The following is an 18640-nucleotide window of genomic DNA, read 5'->3' as shown; positions in this document are numbered from 1 at the left end:
CTCAGATCGAGCCGACGAAGGCGGCCCAGGCGGCCGCGCCGAAGACGAGGTGCGCGCCGCCGGGCCGCTTCGAGTCCCGGACGGGGACCACACCGGGGCCGCCGTCGGCCACCTCGACGCAGTCTCCCCCGTCACCACCGCTGTGGGTGGACTTCCGCCAGGTGGCTATCTCCAGGCATTCGCCGCCGTCGCCGCCGCTGTAGCTGGACTTGTGCCAGACGGCCGTCGCCAGGTCGTATTCAGGCATGCTCGTAATCCTTTGCAGCGGACTCGATCACGGCCAGTGATTCACGAGGTGAGAGGGCGCTGGCCGTCAGCAGATCGTAGTTCAGGGCGTGACGGGCGACCGTGGCTGGATCGTCGAACAACTGCCCCATGCCGTTGGCTTCGACGTAGGCGAGCTGGGGAGCATCGTCGAACGACATCAGCTTCAGCAGCCCCGTCATCCCCGCATGAGCGCCTGCGCTGAACGGGATGACCTGCACGATGATCCGATGCGACCGGATCAAGGAGATGACGTGCCGTAGTGCGTCTGCCATCACCTCCGGACCGCCGACTTCGCGACGAATGACCGCTTCGTCGAACACGCACCACAACAGGGGTGTTGTTGGGTTGGTCAGGAGGGACGCCCGTGCCAGCCGGTTCGTGACCAGCTCGTCGATTACCTCTTCAGGAGCGGTGGGCTGGTAGGCGCGGCAGACGGCTCGGGCATAGGCCTCCGTCTGAAGAAGCCCCGGAATGAGCTGGGGCGCGTAGTCGCGGATGGCTGATGCCAGTGCCTCCGCCTCGGCCGCGGCTGCGAAGTGGTCCGGGTACTTCGACTTGGCTGCGGCGCCGCAGTTGCGGGCGAAGAAGCCGTCCGTGTTGAGGATTTGGTCGATCTGGCGGGCGAAGTCGAGGTGCATGCGGCGGGTGCCGGACTCCAACTGTCCGATGAACGAGCCGCTGACGAAGAGCGGTTCGTCGAGTTCGGCCTGGGTCTTCCCCGCGCGCTCGCGGGCGATGCGGAGTTCGGAGCCGAGCATGGACCGGGGGGACGACGACGGGTCGAGGTTCTTTCCAGGCATGGGCAACTCCCGGATCAACGGGTGCGGTTGTTGACGGGCCGTCGTTGAAAGGCTAGCCGCACGAACGCCACTCTGAGTGGAGGAGGCGATTACCCAGAGTGGAAAGGTGACATGTCATGGTGCTCTCTCCCCAGGCGCGGATGCAGACGGCCGACGAGGTCGTCGGGCAGTTGAGAGAGGCGCTCGGTGGGGTGGGAGGGGTGTTTCCCTCGCTCGGGGTGGACATCGTCTCGGCCGCGGGGACGTACGGGCTGCCGCTGGTCGAGCTCGGGCGCTGCAACCTCGACACCGCCCTCCGGCTGGCAGCCGTCCTGCACGAGAAGGCGCATCCCGCGTGAGCGGGGCGGACGCCGAGCGGCGGCGGGTCGAGGCCGTGTTGCAGGGGCTCTTCGAGGTGTCCCGGTCGTGGGAGTCCGAGCTCGCGTGGAAGCTGGGCCGGCCGGAGCAGGAACTGGTCGGCCCCGGATGGAGGAGGAACGGCATGGGGCTCTCGGTGCGCGTGGAGCGGGATGGGACGAGCGGGTTGTGGACGGCCGTCGGGGACGACGGGGCGCGCCGGGTGCGGCAGACGGCCGGGACGGCGGACGAGGCCACGGCCCTGGTCCACGAGGCGTTCGGGCTGACGGGCTGGCGGCCGCAGCCGCCTCCGCCGCCCGGTTGGCACCGGTTCACACTCGTTCATGCGCCCGTCGACAGCTGGCCGAAATTCGACGATCCGAGGTATGCGCAGATCAAGGCGGATCCGCCGACGGGATGCACGGTCGAGGAGGTCGACGGCCGCTTCGCGCTCCGCTGCGAGCGGCCCGGGGCGCGGCTGCTGGACGCGGTGGCGGGGCTGTGCGGGGAGGTGCGGGCCCGGTACGGGTTGTTCCTGTCCGACCTCGGGATCGAGAAGGTCGGGGAGTGGTCCGCGGACGGGCCCGACGGATGGGGGGGGCGGAGATCGTGGGCCAGCTGCTGCTGATGGCCGCAGAGCGCGGCCCCGAGCTCGGCTACGGGCCGGGGGACCTCGTCGGGTTCTTGCGGGCCGCGGCCGGGGAGGGGTGAGGGGAGGGCGGCGGCCGGTCGGTCGACCGAACGTCAGGCGGCGTCGCGGAAGTGGGCCAGCAGGGCGTCCGCCTCGGCGGTGTTGCCCGAGATGGTGTCGAAGGCCAGCTCCTCCGGGACGGCCCGGCCCCACAGCCAGCCGTGGTGGCAGCTGAAGCAGAAGATCAGCTCGAACAGGGGCTCGTGGGCGGGGCCGTACGCCCGCAGGCCCCAGCCCGGCGCGAAGCACAGGCGGGGGTCGCCGGGCGGCATGGACGAGATCAACTCAAGGGAGTCGGCGGCCTGTCGGCCGGTCCAGCGGGTGATGACGGGGCCGCTCATGGGATCGCCGTAGCGCTCGGGACGGGTGGTCAGGCGTACGACTTCCAGCACGGCGGTGGCGGCGACGGCTTCGGCGGGGAGCTGCATGTCGGCAGTTTCTCCGCCGGATCCATACTTACGCCATAGCCGGCTGCGTGGCCGGCGGGGCCGTGGCCGGAATTGCACCCGGGTCGGCGTTCAGGTCCGTCAGCATCTGGCGGGTGAAACCGAAGAAATAGGTGGCCAGGAATCCGACCAGGTAGCCGACCGCGAGGCCGCCCGCGTAGATGGCGATGGTGAGGCCCATGCCGGAACGGCCGTCGAGCAGTGGGAACAGCGCCCACCCGGACGGGCCGATGGCGGTGGAGCCGAAGGCGACACCGAGCTGGTTGAACAGGCCGATGAACGCGCCCCCGGCCGCTCCGCCGACGCAGGCGGTGACGAAGGGGCGGCCCAGCGGCAGCGAGACGCCGTAGATCAGCGGCTCGCCGACCCCGAGGAATCCGGCGGGGAGCGCGGACTTGATCGTCGTACGCAGGCTGCGGTTGTGCGGGAGGCGGCAGTAGACGGCGACGGCGGCGCCGACCTGGCCCGCACCGGCCATGGCGAGGATGGGGAGGAGGACGGTGTAGCCGGTCTGCTCGATGAGGGTGGTGTGGATGGGGATCAGGGCCTGGTGCAGGCCCAGCATCACCAGCGGGAGGAACAGGCCGCCCAGGACGAGGCCGGCGAAGGAGCCTCCGGTGTGCAGGAGCCAGGTGGCGAAGGCGCCGATGGCGGCGGAGACCTCCCCGGCGACGAACATCAGGCCGAACAGGGCGACCAGGCCGGCGACGAGGACGGTCAGCGTCGGCGTGACCAGGTTGTCGAGGGCTTCCGGGACCCAGGTGCGGCACCACTTCTCCACCTGGACGGCGAGGAGGGCGGCGGCCAGGGCGCCGAGGACCCCGCCCTGGCCGGGGGAGAGCTGGTGGCCGAAGGCGTCGATCTTCGCGACGCCGGGGAAGACGATGATGGCGGCGACGGCGCCGCCCAGGACGGGGGTGCCGCCGAATTCCTTGGCCGTGTTGTGGCCGACGAACACGGCGATCAGGGACATGAAGCCGGAGGCGATCGCGGCGAGGGCCGGGACGGCGCCGGGCAGCCAGCCGGTGTTGACGAGGAGGCCGTTCAGGCCGGCGATGATGCCGCAGCCGATGAGGGCCGGGATCAGCGGGACGAAGATGTTCGCGATGCGGCGCAGGGCCAGTTTGACGGGGGTGCTGTTCCGGGCCTTCTGGGCCTGCTTGAGGGCCGCGCCCCGGTCGGCGAGTTCCTCGGCGGTGACGGCGCCGCCCGCCGCCGGCGGGGCGACGGCGGGCGGAGTGGCGGAGGCGGCCGGTGCCGCCTGGCGGGCCTGCGCCACGAGGGCCTCGAACTCGGGGGTGACACGGGCGACGGCCCCGGGCCCCAGCACGATCTGGTACGTGTCGTCCTCGACGACCCCGAGGACGGCGGGCAGCGCCTTCAGGGCGTCGTCGTCCACGCGGGAGCGGTCGCGCAGGCCGATGCGCAGGCGGGTCATGCAGTGCGCGATCGAGGTGATGTTGTCCGGGCCGCCGACCAGGGGGAGGATCGCGGCGGCTGTGGCGCGGTTCTTGTCTTCGGGCATGGGCGGTTGCCTTGCGTCGTCGGGGACGGGAGGTGCGGGCGGTCGGTGGGGGTGACGTCCGCGGCGTGACGGCGGCCGGGGCGACGGCGCCGGGGGACGTCGGCGGGGGACGTCGGCGGGGGCGGTGTCAGCGGGCGGCGGCGGTGGCCTCGGCGAGGGCGACGCGCAGGTGGCCGCGCGCGGCGGACAGCAGCCCGGCCGCCGCCGGGCCGTCGACGCCGCCGAGGACGACCAGGATGGCGGCCTTCACCTCGCCGCCGGCGGCGGTGAGCGCGGCTTCGACCTCCTCGTCGCCGGCTCCGGTGGCCAGGGCCACGATGCGGCGGGAGCGGGCGCGCAGCTTTTCGTTGGAGGCGCGCAGGTCGACCATGAGGTTCCCGTACGTCTTCCCGAGCCGGATCATCGTGATGGTCGAGATGAGGTTCAGGACGAGTTTCTGCGCGGTGCCGGCCTTGAGGCGGGTCGAGCCGGTCAGCAGCTCCGGGCCGACCACGACCTCGATGCCGTGCTCGGCGGCCGTGGCGAGCGCGGAGCCGGTGTTGCAGGACAGGCCGACGGTGAGGGCGCCGCGGGTGCGGGCGAACTCGACGGCGCCGACCGCGTACGGGGTGCGGCCGGAGGCGGAGATGCCGACGACGGTGTCGTCCCTGGTCAGTGCGAGGGCGGTGAGGTCGGCGGCGGCGAGTGCGGCGGAGTCCTCGGCGCCCTCGACGGAGCGGAGCACGGCGGAGGGGCCGCCCGCGATCAGGCCGACGACCTGGCCGGGGTCGGTGTTGAAGGTGGGCGGGCACTCGCTCGCGTCCAGGACGCCGATCCGGCCGGCGGTTCCGGCGCCGGCGTACACCAGTCGGCCGCCGCGGGCCATGCGCGCGGCGATGGCGTCGATCGCGGCGGCGATGCGGGGCAGCTGGGCGGCGACGGCGGCCGGGACGGCGGCGTCGCCGTCGTTCATGGTGCGGGCGATTTCGAGGGTGGTCCGGCGGTCGATCTCGGCGAGTTCGGGACGGAAGGCCTCGGTGGTCAGCCCGTCGAGCTGGGCGCGCAGCGCGGTGCGGGTGTGGTCGGTGGTGGCGTCGGGGGTGGTGGCGGCGTCGGGGGCGGCTGCGTCGGCGGTCACGGGCCGGTCTCCTGGGGCGGGGGGGCGGGGCGGGTGCGGGCGGTTCGGTGGTGCGGTGGCGCGCGGCGAGTGCCCCGTCCGGGGCGGCGGGGGCGGTCGTGGCCGCGGTGGCGGTGGGGGCGGTGGTGGCGGTGGGGACGGCGAAGGGGGCGACGGGGGCGGCTACCGCACTCCCGTGCGTCCGTTGCGCGACGCCGACGAGCGGGCGGCGGCCGGGGGCGAGGCGGCGCGGGCGCGCCCGGAGGGGTGGCGGCGACGCGGACGGGCTGGAGGTTTCCTTCGCGGCCTCGCTCATGCCCGAAATGTATTTTCGGCCCGGAACATGGTCAATACGCCATAAGGCTCCTGAACTGGTGGAAATCCAAACAATCCAGAATGAAAGAGGGTCTTCGCCAGCGGGCCGGTCCGGGTTCACAATGGGCGCATGGACCATGCAACCCCCCTGGAACAGGCGTTGCACGCCGCCCGTGCCCTCGTCCTCGCCGATCTCGTCGCGGGCCAGGTCGCCGAGGCTGATGTCGTCTCCCTCGTCGAGGACTCGGTCACGCACCGCCGGTGGTGGGTGGAGCAGTGGCCGGAGGGGGTCGACTACCTGGCCGGGCTCGTCGCCCAGGACGTGCAGGACGCGCTGCTGGAGAAGTACGGCCGCTGGCCCCTGTGCCCGGTCTGCTCGCACGGCGACCCGCACGCGCTGGACGTGGAGCCCGAGTTGGGGCCCGACCCGCACTGGGTGTGCGCCAAGGCGGGTGTGAAGGTCGCCGCGGTGGGCGGCCTCGGGCCGGTGATCGGCCCGGGCGGCTTCGGCGGCGGCCTGTGAGGCGCCGGTGACGCTCTACATCGACCCGCCGACCTGGCCGGGTCACGGCCGCATGTGGTCGCACCTGATCAGCGACGTCTCGTACGAGGAACTGCACGCCTTCGCGGCGTCGATCGGCTGCCCGCCGAGGGCCTTCGACGGTGATCACTACGACGTGCCCGAGTCCCGGTACGCGGACGCCGTCCGGGCGGGCGCGGTGGAGGTCGGCAGCAAGGAGGTCGTCCGCCTCCTGGTGGAGGCCGGTCTCCGCCGCCCGAAGGGCCGCCCGGCGTGACCCCGGGCCCCGTCGCCCGTCGTCCAGCGCTTCCGGTGTCGCGGGCGGACGGACGCGCCTGCCCCATGCCTGTCAGTGTGATGATCTGTCATATGCCAGGCGGCCAGAAGGATGTGCTGCATTAGGATGACCGCCGTTTCGTCTGTCCGTCGACTCGCTGCGGCCTGAGGGGGATCGTGCGTCGGTCAGTGCTGTTCGTACACGGGACGGGAGTACGGGAGGCCTCGTACAAGGAGGGCTTCGCCGCCGTCCGGGACAACCTCGACCGGATCCGGCCGGGGCTGGAGGTCCGCGGCTGCTTCTGGGGACGGGAGCAGGGCGCCGCGATGGCGCTCGACGGGGACTCCGTACCCCGCTACCGGCAGTCGCGGGGCGGAACGCGCGAGGACGACGACGAGATCGCCGTCTGGGACGTCCTGTACGGGGACCCCTGGTACGAGCTGCGGCTGCTGGGCCTTCAGTCCGCCGGCGAGGCGGGGCTGGGGGTCGGGCTGCCGCCGTCCGAGCTGTTCCTCGCCGACATCACCGAGTACGAGCCGTCCCCGGAGGTCGTGGACGCCTTCGCGGCACGCGGCCTGGAGAAGGACTTCACGGAGGCCCTGCGGGCGGTGGTGCGGGCACCCGAGCTCCAGGACGCGGCCGCGACCGTCGACGAGGACGGGACCGAGCACCGGCGCGCCGTGGCCCGCGCCGTCATGGCCATGACCCACACACTGGCGTCCGAGCGGGGGGTGGAGGTCTCCGGCATCGTGCGCGATGCGCTGCTCGCCTCGCTCGGCGACGACCTGTACGCGGAAGGCCGGTCCCTCAAGGGGCTGCTGGGGAAGGCGCTGCTCGCGCCCGTCGGCTGGCGGGGCCGCCGCCGGCGCGGGGCGTGGGGCGACGCGGCCCTCCCGGCGCTGGGGGACATCCTGCGGTACCAGGCCCGTGGTCAGGGGGTACGGGACCAGATCCGGCGGACGGTGGAGAACACGCCGGGGGACCGGATCACCTTGATCGCGCACAGCCTCGGCGGGATCGCCTGCGTCGACCTGCTGGTGCAGGAGCGGCTGGAGCGGGTGGACCAGCTGATCACGGTGGGCTCGCAGGCGCCGTACTTCTACGAGATCGGCGCCCTCGTCTCGCTCGAACACCCCGAGACCCTGCCGCCGCACTTCCCGGCGAAGTGGCTGAACATCTACGACGAGCGCGACTTGCTCTCGTACCAGGCGGGGAAGGTGTTCCCGGACCGGGCGAGCGACCACCGGGTGAACAACCGGCAGCCCTTCCCGTGGGCGCACACGACGTACTGGTCGAACCCCGAGGTCTGGGACGCCGTCGAGACGTGGCTGAGCTGAGACATGGTGGAGACGATCGCCCCCGATCCGGCGCGCGTGCACGCCGTCGTGGTCGGAATCGAGCACTTCAAGTACATCGAGGACCTCAACCTGCCGGGTGCGGCCGCCGACGCGATGCGGTTCGCCCGCTGGCTGCGCATGCGCGGGGTGCCGAAGGACAACATCACGCTGCTGCTGACGCCGCTGAAGGAGTCGTGGCAGGCGCTCAACGAGCAGGCGCAGCAGCTGGATCTCGGGATCACGTTCGCCGGATCCCGTGACGTGATCATGAATGCCCTGGCGCCGAGGAGCCGCGCGGACGTGCCCGAGGGCGACGTCCTGTTCGTCTACTGGGGCGGGCACGGCCTGCTGGGGCGTGGGGAGCGCAGACTGTTGCTCTGCCCGGACGTCACCAACGAGGACCCGCGCTGCATCGACCTGACCGACCTGCGCGAGCACCTGAGCCGGCCGGACGTCGCGGGGTATCGGCGGCAGATGTTCCTGGTGGACGCGTGCGCGACGTTCATCGAGAACCGCAAGCGGGTGGGGACGCCGACCGTCGCCTCCTTCCCGGCCGGGCAGCGGGCGGCGGTGGAGCAGTTCATGCTGCTGGCCGCCGCGGTCGGGCAGGCGGCCGTGCAGGTCGGGGCCGACCAGCGGGGCATGTTCTCGGCCGCCGTCCTGGACTGGCTGGAGCGGCACTCGCCGGGCCTGGCTCCCGACCTCGACGCCCTGGTGGCGCACGTCAAGGAGCACTTCGCCGGCCGCCGGCTCGGCCGGCGGCCCGTCCAGACGCCGGTGACCTGGGTGGTCCGGTCCTTCGGCGGCGACATGGAGGAGATCGCCCCCGGCCCGGCCGAAGAGGTTCCGGGCGCACAGCCGCAGCCGCAGCCGCAGCCGCAAGCCCCGGTCCCGGGTCCGGACCCGGTTCCGGTCCCGGTCCCGGTCCCGCCCGCGGCCCCGGCCGCCGGGTCGGGCGGGCCTGCGGCTGCTGCCCCGAGTCGGCCGGCGGGCCGCCGGCGGGCCGTGGTCCGGGGCGGGATCGCTGCTGCGGCGGTGGCGACCGCGGCGGTGGCGGCCGTGGCGCTCACGGGGCTGCCGGGCGGGGGCGGCGGGGAGGACGGGAAGCCCTCGGCTGCCACTTCCGGGGCGGCGGGGGCATCCGGATCCGCTTCCGCTCCCGCGGTGGCGGCATCCGCGTCGCCGTCGCCGTCGCCGAGCACGACGGGATCCGGCAGCCCTTCATCGGCGGGCTCACCGGCGGCGCCCGGTACGCCCTCGCCTTCGGGGCAGGCCGCGGCGCCCGCTTCCGTTGCCAAGCCGTCGTGCGCCGGCACGTACGGCACGTACGCGGGCGAGCACGTCACCGCGGCCCCCTGCTACGTCCTCGACGGCGGGAAGGTCACCATGGTCGCCGAGGTCGCCGCCACGCCCCCGACAGACGTGACCGTGTACCTCTGGCTCAGCACCAAGACGGGCAACAAGTACCTGTATCCCGCAGGTGCGCCGGCGAGCTGGTCGTTCCGAGCCGGCCCCACGGTTGAACGGCGGACGGCGGAGGTCAGCATGCAGCTCACCTCGGGCACCGAATACGACGTGCACGTCGCTGTCACCCGCAAGGGCGACAGTCCGCCGAAGGCCGTGACCAACCCGACCGTGACCGGGCGCTCGCAGACGTTCAAGTACCGTTCCTAATCAGTGAGCAGGAGTTCGCGGTCCGGATCGTGGTGGATGCGGTAGGCGACCGCCCGGTGTGCGGTGACTCGTATGCGCCAGAACGCGCCATGCGCAGTCACTCGCCAGCAGTCCCCCACCCCTGACGGTCACGTGGTGGGCGAGCATTCCGCTGCGGTCCGGGTCGGGGCGGGGGTCGGGCGGGGGTCGGCCGACGAGGCGACGACGCGGGTCGGGCGGGGCGGCGTACGGCGGTCCAGGCGGAGGGCGATCAGGCCGAGGGCGACCGCGGTGACCGTCATGGCGGCGCCCGCCCAGGCGGTGGCGGTGAAGCCGTGGCCGGCGTCGATGACGGTGCCGCCGAGCCACGGGCCGCCCGTGTTGCCGAGGTTGAACGCGGCGGTGGTGGTCGCCCCGGCCAGGGTGGGGGCGGCTCCGGCGACGTTGAACATGCGGGCGTTGAGGGCGGGGGCGGTGAAGAAGGTCGAGAACCCGAGCAGGAAGGACAGGGCGACGGCCGCCGCGGCCACCGGGGCCAGCAGCGCGAGCGCGAGGAGGAAGGCGGTGGAGGCGGTGATGCCCCACAGCATCACCGCGAAGAGGCGCGCGTCGGCGTACCGGCCGCCGGCCGTGGTCCCGGCCAGCGCGCCCAGCCCGAACAGGACGAGCACCCACGGCACCCAGCCGGAGTCCAGGCCGGCGACGTCGGTGAGCAGCGGCGACAGGTAGCTGAAGGTGCAGAAGACGCCGCCCGCGGCGAGAGCCGTGATGCCGATGGACAGCCACACCTGCCGGTCGCGGTAGATGCGCAGCTCCCGCCGGAGGGTGGGCCGCTCGGCGGGCAGCGGGATCCGCGGGACGAGGGCCAGAATGCCGGCCAGGGCGACCGCGGAGGCGGCGCCGACCGCCCAGAACGCGGAGCGCCAGCCGAGGTGCTCGCCGAGGAAGGCGCCCAGCGGGACGCCAAGGACGTTGGCGATGGACAGCCCGCCGATCATGACGGCCATGGCGCGGGCCCGCTGGTCCTGCCGGACCATCGCGATGGCGACGGCCGCGCCGACCGCCCAGAAGCCGGCGCAGGCGAGGGCGGACACCACGCGGGAGGCGAACAGCAGCTCGTACGTGGGCGCGAGCGCGCCGGCGACCTGCCCGAGCCCGAAGAGGCTGATGAGTGAGATCAGGGTGGTGCGGCGGGGGAGCCGCAGGGTGGCCACGGCCAGCAGCGGCGCGCCGACGACCATGCCGATCGCGAAGGCGGAGATGAGCAGGCCGGCCTGCGGGATGCTCACGCCCAGGTCGTCGGCGACGGGCGGCAGGAGACCCGAGAGCATGAACTCGCTGGTGCCGAGGGCGAAGACGGACAGGCCGAGGACGTACACGGCGACGGGCATGCGGGTGCGGGCGGCGAGTTCGGCGGCGGGTTCGGCGGCGGGTTCGGTGGTCCGGGCGGCTGCGGGGGCGGCGGGGGCTTCGGGCATGTCCTTCACGAACCGGCCCGAAGTGGATCTCATTCCCCGGCGGCCGGGTCCGTGAGGTCGGCGAGTTCCGCGGCCAGGTTGCGGCGGGCCCGGGCTTCCCAGTGCGCGGTGCCGTGCGGGGTGCGGAAGAGCCGGGGCAGGTCCAGCAGCTGGCGCAGGACGGCAGCCCGGCCGGCGCGGAAGGCGTCCTCGGGGACGAATCCGTACTCCTCGCGGACGGCGGCGACGTAGGCCGCGTAGGCGTCGGGGTCGCCGGCGAGGACGGCCAGGTCGGCGTCGCAGAGCACCTCGCCGTTGGTGTCGCCGGGGGCGGGGTCGTGGGTGACGGTGAGCCGGACGAGGCGGGCCACCTCGGCGGTGCGGCGCTCGGGCAGGCCGAGTTCCCGCAGGGCGCGCTCGGCGAGGGCGGCGCTGCGCTCCTCGTTCTCGGAGCGGTCGGGGCGGTAGACGGCGTCGTGGAACCAGGCGGCGAGCTCCACGGCGGCGGGGTCGGCGGCGTGCGGGGCGAGGACGTCGATCCGGTCGAGTACGTCGGCCAGGTGCGCGGTGGTGTGGTAGCGGCGCTGCGGCTCCGCCCAGGCGGTGAGGAGGCGGTCGGCGTACGGGGCGGGGTCCCGGTCGGCGGGGGCGCCGGCCGCGGTGGCGGTCGCGTGCCAGCGGTCGCGCAGCCGGGCGGTGGCGGGGGCGGCGACCGTGCCGGCTTCCCCGCCCGCGTCCGCGCCTGCGCCCGCGCCCGCGTCCGCGCCTGCGCCCGCGCCCGCGCCCGCGCCTGCGCCCGCGCCCATGTCCGTGTCCGTGTCGATGTCCATGCGGACATTGTGGGGTGGCGTGAAGGTGCTGGTGAAGGGTGGGAACGGCCCGTACCCTGGATATTGGACTAGACCTATTTTTCCGATCAGCAGCTTTCCCGAGGAGATGGGCCCAATGAGCAACCGTGCAGTCCTGGAGGTGATCGCCCTCGACGTGGAGGACGCGGTCGCGGCCCAGGCCGGTGGGGCGGACCGACTGGAACTGGTCAGCGACATGGCCGCCGACGGGCTCACCCCCTCGCGCGAGACCTTCGCGGCGATCAGGGCGGCGGTCGGCATCCCCCTGCGCGTGATGCTCCGGTCGGCGGACGGCTTCTCGGCGGGCACGGCGGAGGACGTGGACCGGCTGGCCGCGCAGGCCCGGGCGCTGCGGGCCGAGGGGGCCGAGGAGTTCGTCCTCGGGTTCCTGGCCCCGGACGGCAGCCCTGACCTGGCCGCCGTCGAGGCCGTCACGGCGGAGCTGGCCGGCTGCCGGTGGACCTTCCACCGGGCGATCGACCGGGCCGCCGACCGCGACCAGCTGCGCAAGGCGCTCGCGGACCTGCCCGGGCTGGACACCTACCTGACGGCCGGATCGGCGGCGGGCGTCGAGGAGGGCCTCCCGGTGCTGCTGGCCGAGGCGGCGCGGCGGGGCGAGCCGGGGTACGGGGCCCAGCTGCTGGTCGGGGGCGGGCTGACGCTGGAGCACGTACCGGTGCTGCGCGGGGCCGGGATCGACGGCTTCCACATCGGCGGCGCGGCCCGGCCCGCCGGATGGGCGCACCCGGTCTCGTCCGCCGCCGTCGAGCAGTGGCGCGCTGCCTTGTCCTGACCGGCCGGCTGCACCACCCCGCCGCACCTCCGAAGCAGCCCCGTCAGGCAGTCCGGCCCGGCCCCGGGCGGCTGGGTCAGGCGGTCAGGGCAGGCGGCAGCGGGGCGGCGTGGAGGGTGGTCAAGCCGGAGACGGCGCGGGTGAGGCACACGTACAGGCGGCGCAGGCCGGTCCGCTCGTCGGGTTCGCCCGCGACGATCGCGGCGGGCTCGTCCAGTACGACGTAGTCGTACTCCAGGCCCTTCGCGAGCGACGCCGGCACCAGCGTCAGCCGGGTCCGGGCGGTGGTCTCCTCGCCCGGCGACAGCCAGGCCAGCCCGGCCGTCTCCAGGGCCGAGGCCAGGTCCGGGATCCGGGCGTCGGCCGCGATCAGGCCGATCGAGCCCTCCCGCTCCAGCGAGTCCCGGCAGGCGGCCACCACCGCTGCGGTCAGCCCGTCGGCCTCGGCGACCGGTGTCACCGCCAGTGAGCCCGGGGTCTCGCGGACGGACGAGACCGCCGTCAGCCCCGGGGAGATCGACGGCAGTAGCCGGGAGGCGTACGCGATCACGTCGCGCGGCACGCGGAAGCCCGCCGTCAGCTCCTCCAGCGCCGCCTCCGGCTTGCCCAGGTGCCCGAGGGCCTCGGCCCAGTCGCGGGTCGCCCACGGCGTGGTGCCCTGCGCGAGGTCACCCAGGACCGTCGCGGAGCCGGTCGTGCAGCGGCGGCCGACCGCCCGGTACTGCATGGGGGACAGGTCCTGGGCCTCGTCGAGGACGACGTGGCCCAGCGAGGGCGTGCGCTCCACCAGGTCCGCCGCCTCGTCGATCAGGACCAGGTCCGCCGGCGACCACTTCGCCGACTTCACGCTCCGCGCCGGCTTGGCCCACAGCAGGAGGGCCTGTTCCTCCTGCGACAGGACCCCGTCCGCATGCGCGGCGAGGAACTCCGCGTCGGACAGCAGCCGCAGTACCAGCTTCGCCGGGTCCACGGCCGGCCACACGGCCTTGACCAGGGCCTTTACGGCGGCGTTGCGCGCGACCGCGTCCTGCACCCGATCGTCGGGCGCCTCGCCCGCCTGTTCCATCCGGACGAGCACGGCGTGCGCGACGCGCTGCGGGAGCGCGTCGCGGGCGGCCCCGTAGCGCATGTCCCGTTCCTGCAGCTCGGCCACGATCTCCTGGAGCTCGTACGCGGGGACCCGCCAGCGGCGCGAGCCGCGGACCACCATCAGGGGTTCGGCGGGCTCGCTGACGTGCGAGCGGACCGCGCGGCGCAGCACCTCGGCCATGCGGGCGTCGCCCTTGACGACGGCGGTGGCGGCCGCGTCGGCGCCGCGGACCTCCAGGCCGTCGCGGGTGACCAGGTCCTCGACGGTGGCCTGCTTGACCTCCAGCTCGCCCAGGGCGGGCAGGACCTGCTCGATGTACCGGAGGAAGGACCGGTTCGGGCCGATGACGAGGGTGCCGGTGCGGGCGAGCCGCTCGCGGTGCGCGTACAGCAGGTAGGCGACGCGGTGCAGGCCGACGGCGGTCTTCCCGGTGCCGGGGCCGCCCTGGACGCAGACGGAACCGGAGAGTCCGGAGCGGACGATCTCGTCCTGCTCGGGCTGGATCGTGGCGACGATGTCGCGCATCGGGCCGACGCGCGGCCGCTCGATCTCCTGCTGGAGCAGCTTGCTGACGCCGGCCGCCTCGGCGGGATCGGAGAGGTGCTCGTCCTCGTACGCGGTGAGCTCGCCGCCGGTGTAGCCGAAGCGGCGGCGCAGGGCGACGTCCTGGGGGTCCTTCTTGGAGGCGCGGTAGAAGGGCTGGGAGACGGGGGCGCGCCAGTCGATGACCATGGGGTCGCCGTCGGCGTCGTGGACGTGGCGGCGGCCGATGTAGAACTGCTCGCCCTCGGCGCCCTCGGCGAGCTCCGCGCCGGGGGCGTGCAGGTAGTCGAGGCGGCCGAAGAAGAGGGGCGTGTGGGCGAGGTCGGCGAGGGCCTTGATGCGGTCGTCGATCTGGGCCTGGAGGACGATCGCGTTGACCCAGTTCGCGGTGACGTCGCGGATGTCGAGGGCCTCGACGTCCTCGCGCATGGCGCGCAGGGCGGCGCGGGAGGAGGCGAGGTGGGCCTGCTCGCGGGCGAGGGGGTTCGCCTCGGCGGCCGGGGCGGTCATCGTCGCGGTGGCCGGGGCGGTGGCCGGGGCCGGTACCGGGGCGGTGGCCGGGGCCGGGGCGGCGGCGGGCTCGGGGGCGTGCGCGGGCACGGGACTGCCTCCAGCGGCTGGTCTGCAGGTCGGTGGCGTGATCGGTTGCGCGGCCGGTGGGGCCACGCGTGCCCGCCGGTTCCGACCGGTGGGCGCTCTCCCCGATACGGCGGCGGGAGGCGGCAAGAGCGGAGATTGTAGTCAGGGGCCCCGCACGGCGCGAACGGATTTCCAGGGCCCGAGGTTCCGGGCGGGAGGCCCCGGGTGAGCCGTCCGCCGTCCGGGTGTCGTACCCCGGGGTGTCAGACCTCAGAGTGGGCCGTAGGGGTCGGCATGGGACGTCGGTCGTAGACGGGGGCCCTCGGGATTCCGCCCCGGGAGCGATGCGCGGGACGGGGTCTTGAACGCACCATGGAGACATGAGCACCGCAACCTTCAGCCCGGTCCACGGTGGCCGCCCGAGCGGCGCCACCGCCACTTCCGAGACCCGCCACCGCCACGTCGTCGGCAACGTCCTGCGCGCCGTGAAGGTCTTCGCCGCGGCGGCCGTGAGCGTCGTCGTCTTCGGCGAGTACGGCGAGTACGGCGAGGACGCAGCCGTCATACGCCGCTGACGACCGGACGGCGGCCTGCCCCAGTCGCCCCGTGCACGCCGTGCACGCCAGGCACGCCGTGGGCCCCGTGTGCGCCATCGGCCGCGTCCGCCGTCCGAGCCGGTTCCGCTTCGGTGCTTCCCGGCCTTCTGGCCCGGAAGCCCGCCGAGGCCGCCCCGCTGGCCGGATACCGGTGGGGTCCCGCCGTTGATCCATTAGGGTCACGCCCGTGATCCGGCGTCTCCACCCCCTCCACCCTCTCCATCCCCTTCTCGCCCCGTCGCCCCTGGCCGGCGTGCTGGTCACGGGCTCGCTGCTCACCTTGGGCGTGCTCTGCATCGTGCTGCGCATTCCGGTTGCCGATGCCCTCGTCGAGGCCGTCGTCGGGATTTCGGGAACCGAGTGGCGTCCGCCCGCCGCCTACCCGCCGTTCGCCGCGATCCTGTTCACGCCGGCCGCATGGCTGCCGCCCGGTGTCCTCAAGGCCGTCTTCGTGCTCGGCAACGCCGGCCTGCTGATCCTGCTGATCCTGCTGTCCTGCCGCCTCGTCGGCCTGCGGGCCCGGCCCGGCCCGGTGCTGGCCGCCACCATTGCCGGGCTGTGGGTCGAGCCGCTGTTCCAGGGGCTGCTGCCGGGGCAGGTCAGCCTGGCGCTCGCCTGCCTGGTCCTGTGGGACCTGGGCCGCCGCGAGGCCGCCCTCGGCAGGGGGTTCGCCCTGGGGACGGCCGCCGGGATCACCCTGACCCCGGCGGTGTTCATCCCGTACCTGCTGCTGACCGGGCGGGTCCGGGCGGGGCTGACGGCGCTGGCCGCGTTCACCGGCACCGGGCTGCTGGGGCTGCTGGTGCTGCCGCGGGAATCCGCCGAGTTCTGGGACCACCTGCTGAGCGTGGCCGGCCCCGGCCTGCTGCTGTACTGGCCGCACCTGTGGGTCTGGGCCGTGCCCCTGCTCGCCTTCCTGGCCCGGGCGATCCGCGCACTCGTACCCGCACCGGCGGCCGTACGCGTACCGATGCCCGGGCCCGGTCGGGCGGGCGGGACCGCGCCCGCCGGCGGTCACCCGCCCGCCCCGCCGGCGGTCCGGTCGCAGGTGCAGCCGCAGCCGCAGCCGGTTCAGTCGGCGGCGAGGAGCTCGTCGGCGTCCATGATCCGGTAGGCGTAGCCCTGCTCGGCCAGGAACCGCTGCCGGTGCGCGGCGAAGTCCTGGTCGATGGTGTCGCGCGCGACGACCGAGTAGAAGCGGGCCTCGTGGCCGTCCGCCTTCGGGCGCAGCACGCGGCCCAGGCGCTGGGCCTCCTCCTGGCGGGAGCCGAAGGTGCCGGACACCTGGATGGCGACGGTCGCCTCGGGCAGGTCGATGGAGAAGTTCGCGACCTTCGACACGACCAGCACGCTGATCTCGCCCTCGCGGAAGGCGTCGAAGAGCTTCTCCCGCTGCGCGTTGGAGGTCTCGCCCTTGATGACGGGCGCGTCCAGGTGCTCGCCGAGCTCGTCGAGCTGGTCGATGTACTGCCCGATGACGAGGGTCTGCTCGCCGCGGTGCCTGCGCACCAGGGCCTCGGTCACCTTCCGCTTGGTCGCCGTCGTCGCACAGAAGCGGTACTTCTCCTCCGTCTCGGCGGTCGCGTACGCGAGCCGCTCCGACTCGGTGAGGTTCACCCGGACCTCGACGCAGTCCGCCGGGGCGATGTAGCCCTGTGCCTCGATCTCCTTCCACGGCGCGTCGAACCGCTTCGGCCCGATCAGCGAGAACACGTCGGACTCCCGGCCGTCCTCGCGGACCAGGGTGGCGGTCAGGCCGAGCCGGCGGCGGGCCTGCAGGTCGGCGGTGAACTTGAACACCGGCGCCGGCAGCAGGTGCACCTCGTCGTAGAGGATCAGGCCCCAGTCGCGGGAGTCGAAGAGCTCCAGGTGCGGGTAGACGCCCTTCCGCTTCGTGGTGAGGACCTGGTAGGTGGCGATGGTGACGGGCCGGATCTCCTTGCGGGTGCCGGAGTACTCGCCGATCTCGTCCTCGGTGAGCGAGGTCCGGCGGACCAGCTCGTGCTTCCACTGGCGGGCCGAGACCGTGTTGGTGACCAGGATCAGCGTGGTCGCCTTGGCCTTGGCCATGGCCCCCGCGCCGACCAGCGTCTTGCCGGCACCGCAGGGCAGCACGACCACGCCCGAACCGCCGTGCCAGAAGCCCTCCACGGCCTGCTGCTGGTACGGGCGCAGGGCCCAGCCGTCCTCCTCCAGCTCGATGGAGTGCGCCTCGCCGTCGACGTAGCCGGCGAGGTCCTCGGCGGGCCAGCCCAGCTTGAGGAGGGTCTGCTTGATCTGGCCGCGCTCGGAGGGGTGCACGACGACGGTGTCTGCGTCGATGCGGGCGCCGACCAGCGGGGTGATCCGCTTGGACTTCAGGATCTCCTCCAGCACCGGCCGGTCCGTGGTCGTCAGCACCAGGCCGTGCACGGGGTGCTTGGAGAGGGTGAGGCGGCCGTAGCGCGCCATGGTCTCGGCGACGTCGACGAGGAGGGCGTGCGGGACGGGGTAGCGGGAGTACTCGACGAGCGCGTCGACGACCTGCTCGGCGTCGTGCCCCGCGGCCCGGGCGTTCCACAGGCCGAGCGGGGTGATCCGGTAGGTGTGGATGTGCTCGGGCGCCCGCTCCAGCTCGGCGAAGGGCGCGATGGCACGGCGCGCCGCCCCGGCGAGCTCGTGGTCGACCTCCAGCAGGAGGGTTTTGTCGCTCTGGACGATCAGCGGACCATTCACCTGGCGTGTGCCCCTTCCAGCAAAGGCCGCCTGACTTGGGTGCACCCCGCGCGGCCAAACCTCCAGTCTGCCGCATCGCCGCCCGGCGGGGGTGTCGCACGGGCCGCAGGGATGCCGGGGCGCTCGTCGAATCCGGTGGAAATTCGGTGGCGGCGCGCGACGGGCGGGCGCCTAGGGTCGGGGCATGAGCGATCAAGAGGCTTTCGTGCCCGACGACTTCGACGTGCCCCTGGAGCTGGCCGGGGAGGGGTTCCGGCTGGAGCCGCTCGGGGAGGAACACAACGAGCGGGACCTGGCCGCCTGGGGCGGCAGCATCGCGCACGTGCGGGCCACGCCCGGCTTCGAGGGGCGGGGGTGGCCGCCGCCGGAGGGGATGTCCGCCGAGGACAACCGGCGCGACCTGGCCCGGCACGCGCGGGACTTCGCGGCCCGGACCGGGTTCACGTACAGCGTCCTGGACGGCGACGACGTGATCGGCTGCGTGTACGTCTACCCGGCGAAGGAGGGCGGCAGCCCGCGGCCGGTGCACGTCAGCTCCTGGGTGCGGGCGGACCGGGCAGCGCTGGACGGGCCGCTGTACGAGGCGGTGTCCCGCTGGCTCGCGGAGGTCTGGCCGTTCGAGCCGGGGCGGGTGGAGTACGCGGCCCGCTGAGCACGGGCGGGCCGCGATACGGACCGGCCGGAGGGGCCCGGCACGCTGGGCGTGCAGGTCGGAGGTCAGTGCCGTCACCTCGGCGGGCCGGGGCTCGGGGGCCC

Annotated in this window: 19 protein-coding genes; 10 read left to right on the top strand and 9 right to left on the bottom strand. The window is 73.8% G+C overall.

From position 1 onward, the window contains the following. Window position 1: 1 nt before the first annotated feature. A complete protein-coding gene (locus tag ACFVGY_RS25320; RefSeq protein ID WP_385681029.1) occupies window positions 2–247 on the bottom strand; it encodes a DUF397 domain-containing protein in 246 nt (81 codons plus the stop codon). Then, window positions 240–1067, bottom strand: a complete 828-nt coding sequence (locus ACFVGY_RS25315; protein WP_385681027.1) for a helix-turn-helix domain-containing protein — start codon at window positions 1065–1067, stop codon at window positions 240–242. The genes ACFVGY_RS25320 and ACFVGY_RS25315 overlap by 8 nt, the downstream gene beginning before the upstream one ends. Before the next feature lie 116 nt (window positions 1068–1183). Between ACFVGY_RS25315 and ACFVGY_RS25310 the strand changes: the two genes are divergently transcribed. Together ACFVGY_RS25310 and ACFVGY_RS25305 are read left to right on the top strand one after the other, a co-directional pair. After that, the gene (locus ACFVGY_RS25310) at window positions 1184–1405 is read left to right on the top strand and encodes a hypothetical protein (RefSeq protein WP_385681025.1); all 222 of its coding nucleotides are present in this window, start codon (window positions 1184–1186) and stop codon (window positions 1403–1405) included. Beyond that, complete coding sequence (locus ACFVGY_RS25305) at window positions 1402–2031, top strand: hypothetical protein (protein WP_385681023.1); 630 nt, start codon at window positions 1402–1404, stop codon at window positions 2029–2031. Before ACFVGY_RS25310 ends, ACFVGY_RS25305 begins: the two co-directional genes overlap by 4 nt. A 116-nt stretch (window positions 2032–2147) precedes the next feature. Here the strand turns inward: ACFVGY_RS25305 and ACFVGY_RS25300 are convergent, their stop codons facing one another. The 3 genes from ACFVGY_RS25300 to murQ form a co-directional block, all read right to left on the bottom strand. Beyond that, window positions 2148–2522, bottom strand: a complete 375-nt coding sequence (locus ACFVGY_RS25300) for a hypothetical protein (protein ID WP_385681021.1) — start codon at window positions 2520–2522, stop codon at window positions 2148–2150. A gap of 28 nt (window positions 2523–2550) precedes the next feature. Continuing rightward, window positions 2551–4065, bottom strand: a complete 1515-nt coding sequence (locus tag ACFVGY_RS25295) for a PTS transporter subunit EIIC (RefSeq protein ID WP_385681019.1) — start codon at window positions 4063–4065, stop codon at window positions 2551–2553. A 127-nt stretch (window positions 4066–4192) separates the two neighbouring features. Further along, complete coding sequence (murQ, locus tag ACFVGY_RS25290; RefSeq protein ID WP_385681058.1) at window positions 4193–5110, bottom strand: N-acetylmuramic acid 6-phosphate etherase; 918 nt, start codon at window positions 5108–5110, stop codon at window positions 4193–4195. Window positions 5111–5606: 496 nt separating this feature from the next. Between murQ and ACFVGY_RS25285 the strand changes: the two genes are divergently transcribed. The 4 genes from ACFVGY_RS25285 to ACFVGY_RS25270 all read left to right on the top strand — a co-directional run bounded on the left by ACFVGY_RS25285 (window position 5607) and on the right by ACFVGY_RS25270 (window position 9284). Continuing rightward, entirely contained in the window at window positions 5607–5999 is a 393-nt protein-coding gene (locus ACFVGY_RS25285) for a hypothetical protein (protein ID WP_179178189.1), read from the top strand. A gap of 7 nt (window positions 6000–6006) precedes the next feature. Further along, on the top strand, window positions 6007–6273 hold the full coding sequence (locus tag ACFVGY_RS25280; RefSeq protein ID WP_385681017.1) for a DUF4031 domain-containing protein: 267 nt from the start codon (window positions 6007–6009) through the stop codon (window positions 6271–6273). Between the two features lie 188 nt (window positions 6274–6461). After that, on the top strand, window positions 6462–7610 hold the full coding sequence (locus ACFVGY_RS25275; RefSeq protein ID WP_385681016.1) for an esterase/lipase family protein: 1149 nt from the start codon (window positions 6462–6464) through the stop codon (window positions 7608–7610). A gap of 3 nt (window positions 7611–7613) precedes the next feature. Then, a complete protein-coding gene (locus ACFVGY_RS25270; protein WP_385681014.1) occupies window positions 7614–9284 on the top strand; it encodes a hypothetical protein in 1671 nt (556 codons plus the stop codon). 128 nt (window positions 9285–9412) lie between these two features. On the opposite strand, the gene ACFVGY_RS25265 is transcribed toward ACFVGY_RS25270, so the two are convergent. Next, entirely contained in the window at window positions 9413–10654 is a 1242-nt protein-coding gene (locus ACFVGY_RS25265) for a Cmx/CmrA family chloramphenicol efflux MFS transporter (protein ID WP_385681056.1), read from the bottom strand. A 116-nt stretch (window positions 10655–10770) separates the two neighbouring features. Then, window positions 10771–11550, bottom strand: a complete 780-nt coding sequence (locus ACFVGY_RS25260) for a hypothetical protein (RefSeq protein ID WP_385681012.1) — start codon at window positions 11548–11550, stop codon at window positions 10771–10773. Window positions 11551–11665: 115 nt separating this feature from the next. Here ACFVGY_RS25260 and ACFVGY_RS25255 point away from each other — a divergent pair, with 115 nt between their 5' ends. Continuing rightward, complete coding sequence (locus ACFVGY_RS25255; RefSeq protein ID WP_385681010.1) at window positions 11666–12361, top strand: copper homeostasis protein CutC; 696 nt, start codon at window positions 11666–11668, stop codon at window positions 12359–12361. Window positions 12362–12437: 76 nt separating this feature from the next. Here the strand turns inward: ACFVGY_RS25255 and ACFVGY_RS25250 are convergent, their stop codons facing one another. Beyond that, on the bottom strand, window positions 12438–14594 hold the full coding sequence (locus tag ACFVGY_RS25250) for a HelD family protein (RefSeq protein ID WP_385681008.1): 2157 nt from the start codon (window positions 14592–14594) through the stop codon (window positions 12438–12440). Between the two features lie 359 nt (window positions 14595–14953). Here ACFVGY_RS25250 and ACFVGY_RS25245 point away from each other — a divergent pair, with 359 nt between their 5' ends. Both ACFVGY_RS25245 and ACFVGY_RS25240 read left to right on the top strand, forming a co-directional pair. Further along, on the top strand, window positions 14954–15148 hold the full coding sequence (locus ACFVGY_RS25245) for a hypothetical protein (protein WP_385681006.1): 195 nt from the start codon (window positions 14954–14956) through the stop codon (window positions 15146–15148). Between the two features lie 208 nt (window positions 15149–15356). Then, window positions 15357–16283 (top strand): glycosyltransferase family 87 protein, encoded by a 927-nt coding sequence (locus tag ACFVGY_RS25240; RefSeq protein WP_385681004.1) that lies wholly within the window; start codon window positions 15357–15359, stop codon window positions 16281–16283. On the opposite strand, the gene ACFVGY_RS25235 is transcribed toward ACFVGY_RS25240, so the two are convergent. Beyond that, window positions 16241–17884 carry a DNA repair helicase XPB gene (locus ACFVGY_RS25235; RefSeq protein ID WP_385681002.1) on the bottom strand — a complete coding sequence of 548 codons (1644 nt, stop codon included), beginning with the start codon at window positions 17882–17884 and terminating at the stop codon, window positions 16241–16243. The genes ACFVGY_RS25240 and ACFVGY_RS25235 overlap by 43 nt on opposite strands. A gap of 184 nt (window positions 17885–18068) precedes the next feature. Here ACFVGY_RS25235 and ACFVGY_RS25230 point away from each other — a divergent pair, with 184 nt between their 5' ends. Next, window positions 18069–18536 carry an N-acetyltransferase gene (locus ACFVGY_RS25230; RefSeq protein WP_385681000.1) on the top strand — a complete coding sequence of 156 codons (468 nt, stop codon included), beginning with the start codon at window positions 18069–18071 and terminating at the stop codon, window positions 18534–18536. The last annotated feature ends 104 nt before the right edge of the window (window positions 18537–18640 follow it).

Origin of the sequence: Streptomyces sp. NPDC127106, assembly GCF_042677605.1 — a bacterium.
Classification (GTDB): Bacteria; Actinomycetota; Actinomycetes; order Streptomycetales; family Streptomycetaceae; genus Streptomyces.
The sequence above is the reverse complement of the archived record's forward strand: the minus strand, read 5'-3'. Positions and strand labels throughout refer to the sequence as shown.

Bases quoted from the DNA above. Each gene is read 5' to 3' on its own strand.
- ACFVGY_RS25265 (WP_385681056.1), bottom strand. From the start codon at position 10,654: ATGCCCGTCGCCGTGTACGTCCTCGGCCTGTCCGTCTTCGCCCTCGGC.
- ACFVGY_RS25310 (WP_385681025.1), top strand. From the start codon at position 1,184: ATGGTGCTCTCTCCCCAGGCGCGGATGCAGACGGCCGACGAGGTCGTC.
- ACFVGY_RS25260 (WP_385681012.1), bottom strand. From the start codon at position 11,550: ATGGACATCGACACGGACACGGACATGGGCGCGGGCGCAGGCGCGGGC.
- ACFVGY_RS25300 (WP_385681021.1), bottom strand. From the start codon at position 2,522: ATGCAGCTCCCCGCCGAAGCCGTCGCCGCCACCGCCGTGCTGGAAGTC.
- ACFVGY_RS25270 (WP_385681014.1), top strand. From the start codon at position 7,614: ATGGTGGAGACGATCGCCCCCGATCCGGCGCGCGTGCACGCCGTCGTG.
- ACFVGY_RS25230 (WP_385681000.1), top strand. From the start codon at position 18,069: ATGAGCGATCAAGAGGCTTTCGTGCCCGACGACTTCGACGTGCCCCTG.
- ACFVGY_RS25285 (WP_179178189.1), top strand. From the start codon at position 5,607: ATGGACCATGCAACCCCCCTGGAACAGGCGTTGCACGCCGCCCGTGCC.
- ACFVGY_RS25245 (WP_385681006.1), top strand. From the start codon at position 14,954: ATGAGCACCGCAACCTTCAGCCCGGTCCACGGTGGCCGCCCGAGCGGC.
- ACFVGY_RS25315 (WP_385681027.1), bottom strand. From the start codon at position 1,067: ATGCCTGGAAAGAACCTCGACCCGTCGTCGTCCCCCCGGTCCATGCTC.
- ACFVGY_RS25320 (WP_385681029.1), bottom strand. From the start codon at position 247: ATGCCTGAATACGACCTGGCGACGGCCGTCTGGCACAAGTCCAGCTAC.
- ACFVGY_RS25295 (WP_385681019.1), bottom strand. From the start codon at position 4,065: ATGCCCGAAGACAAGAACCGCGCCACAGCCGCCGCGATCCTCCCCCTG.
- ACFVGY_RS25255 (WP_385681010.1), top strand. From the start codon at position 11,666: ATGAGCAACCGTGCAGTCCTGGAGGTGATCGCCCTCGACGTGGAGGAC.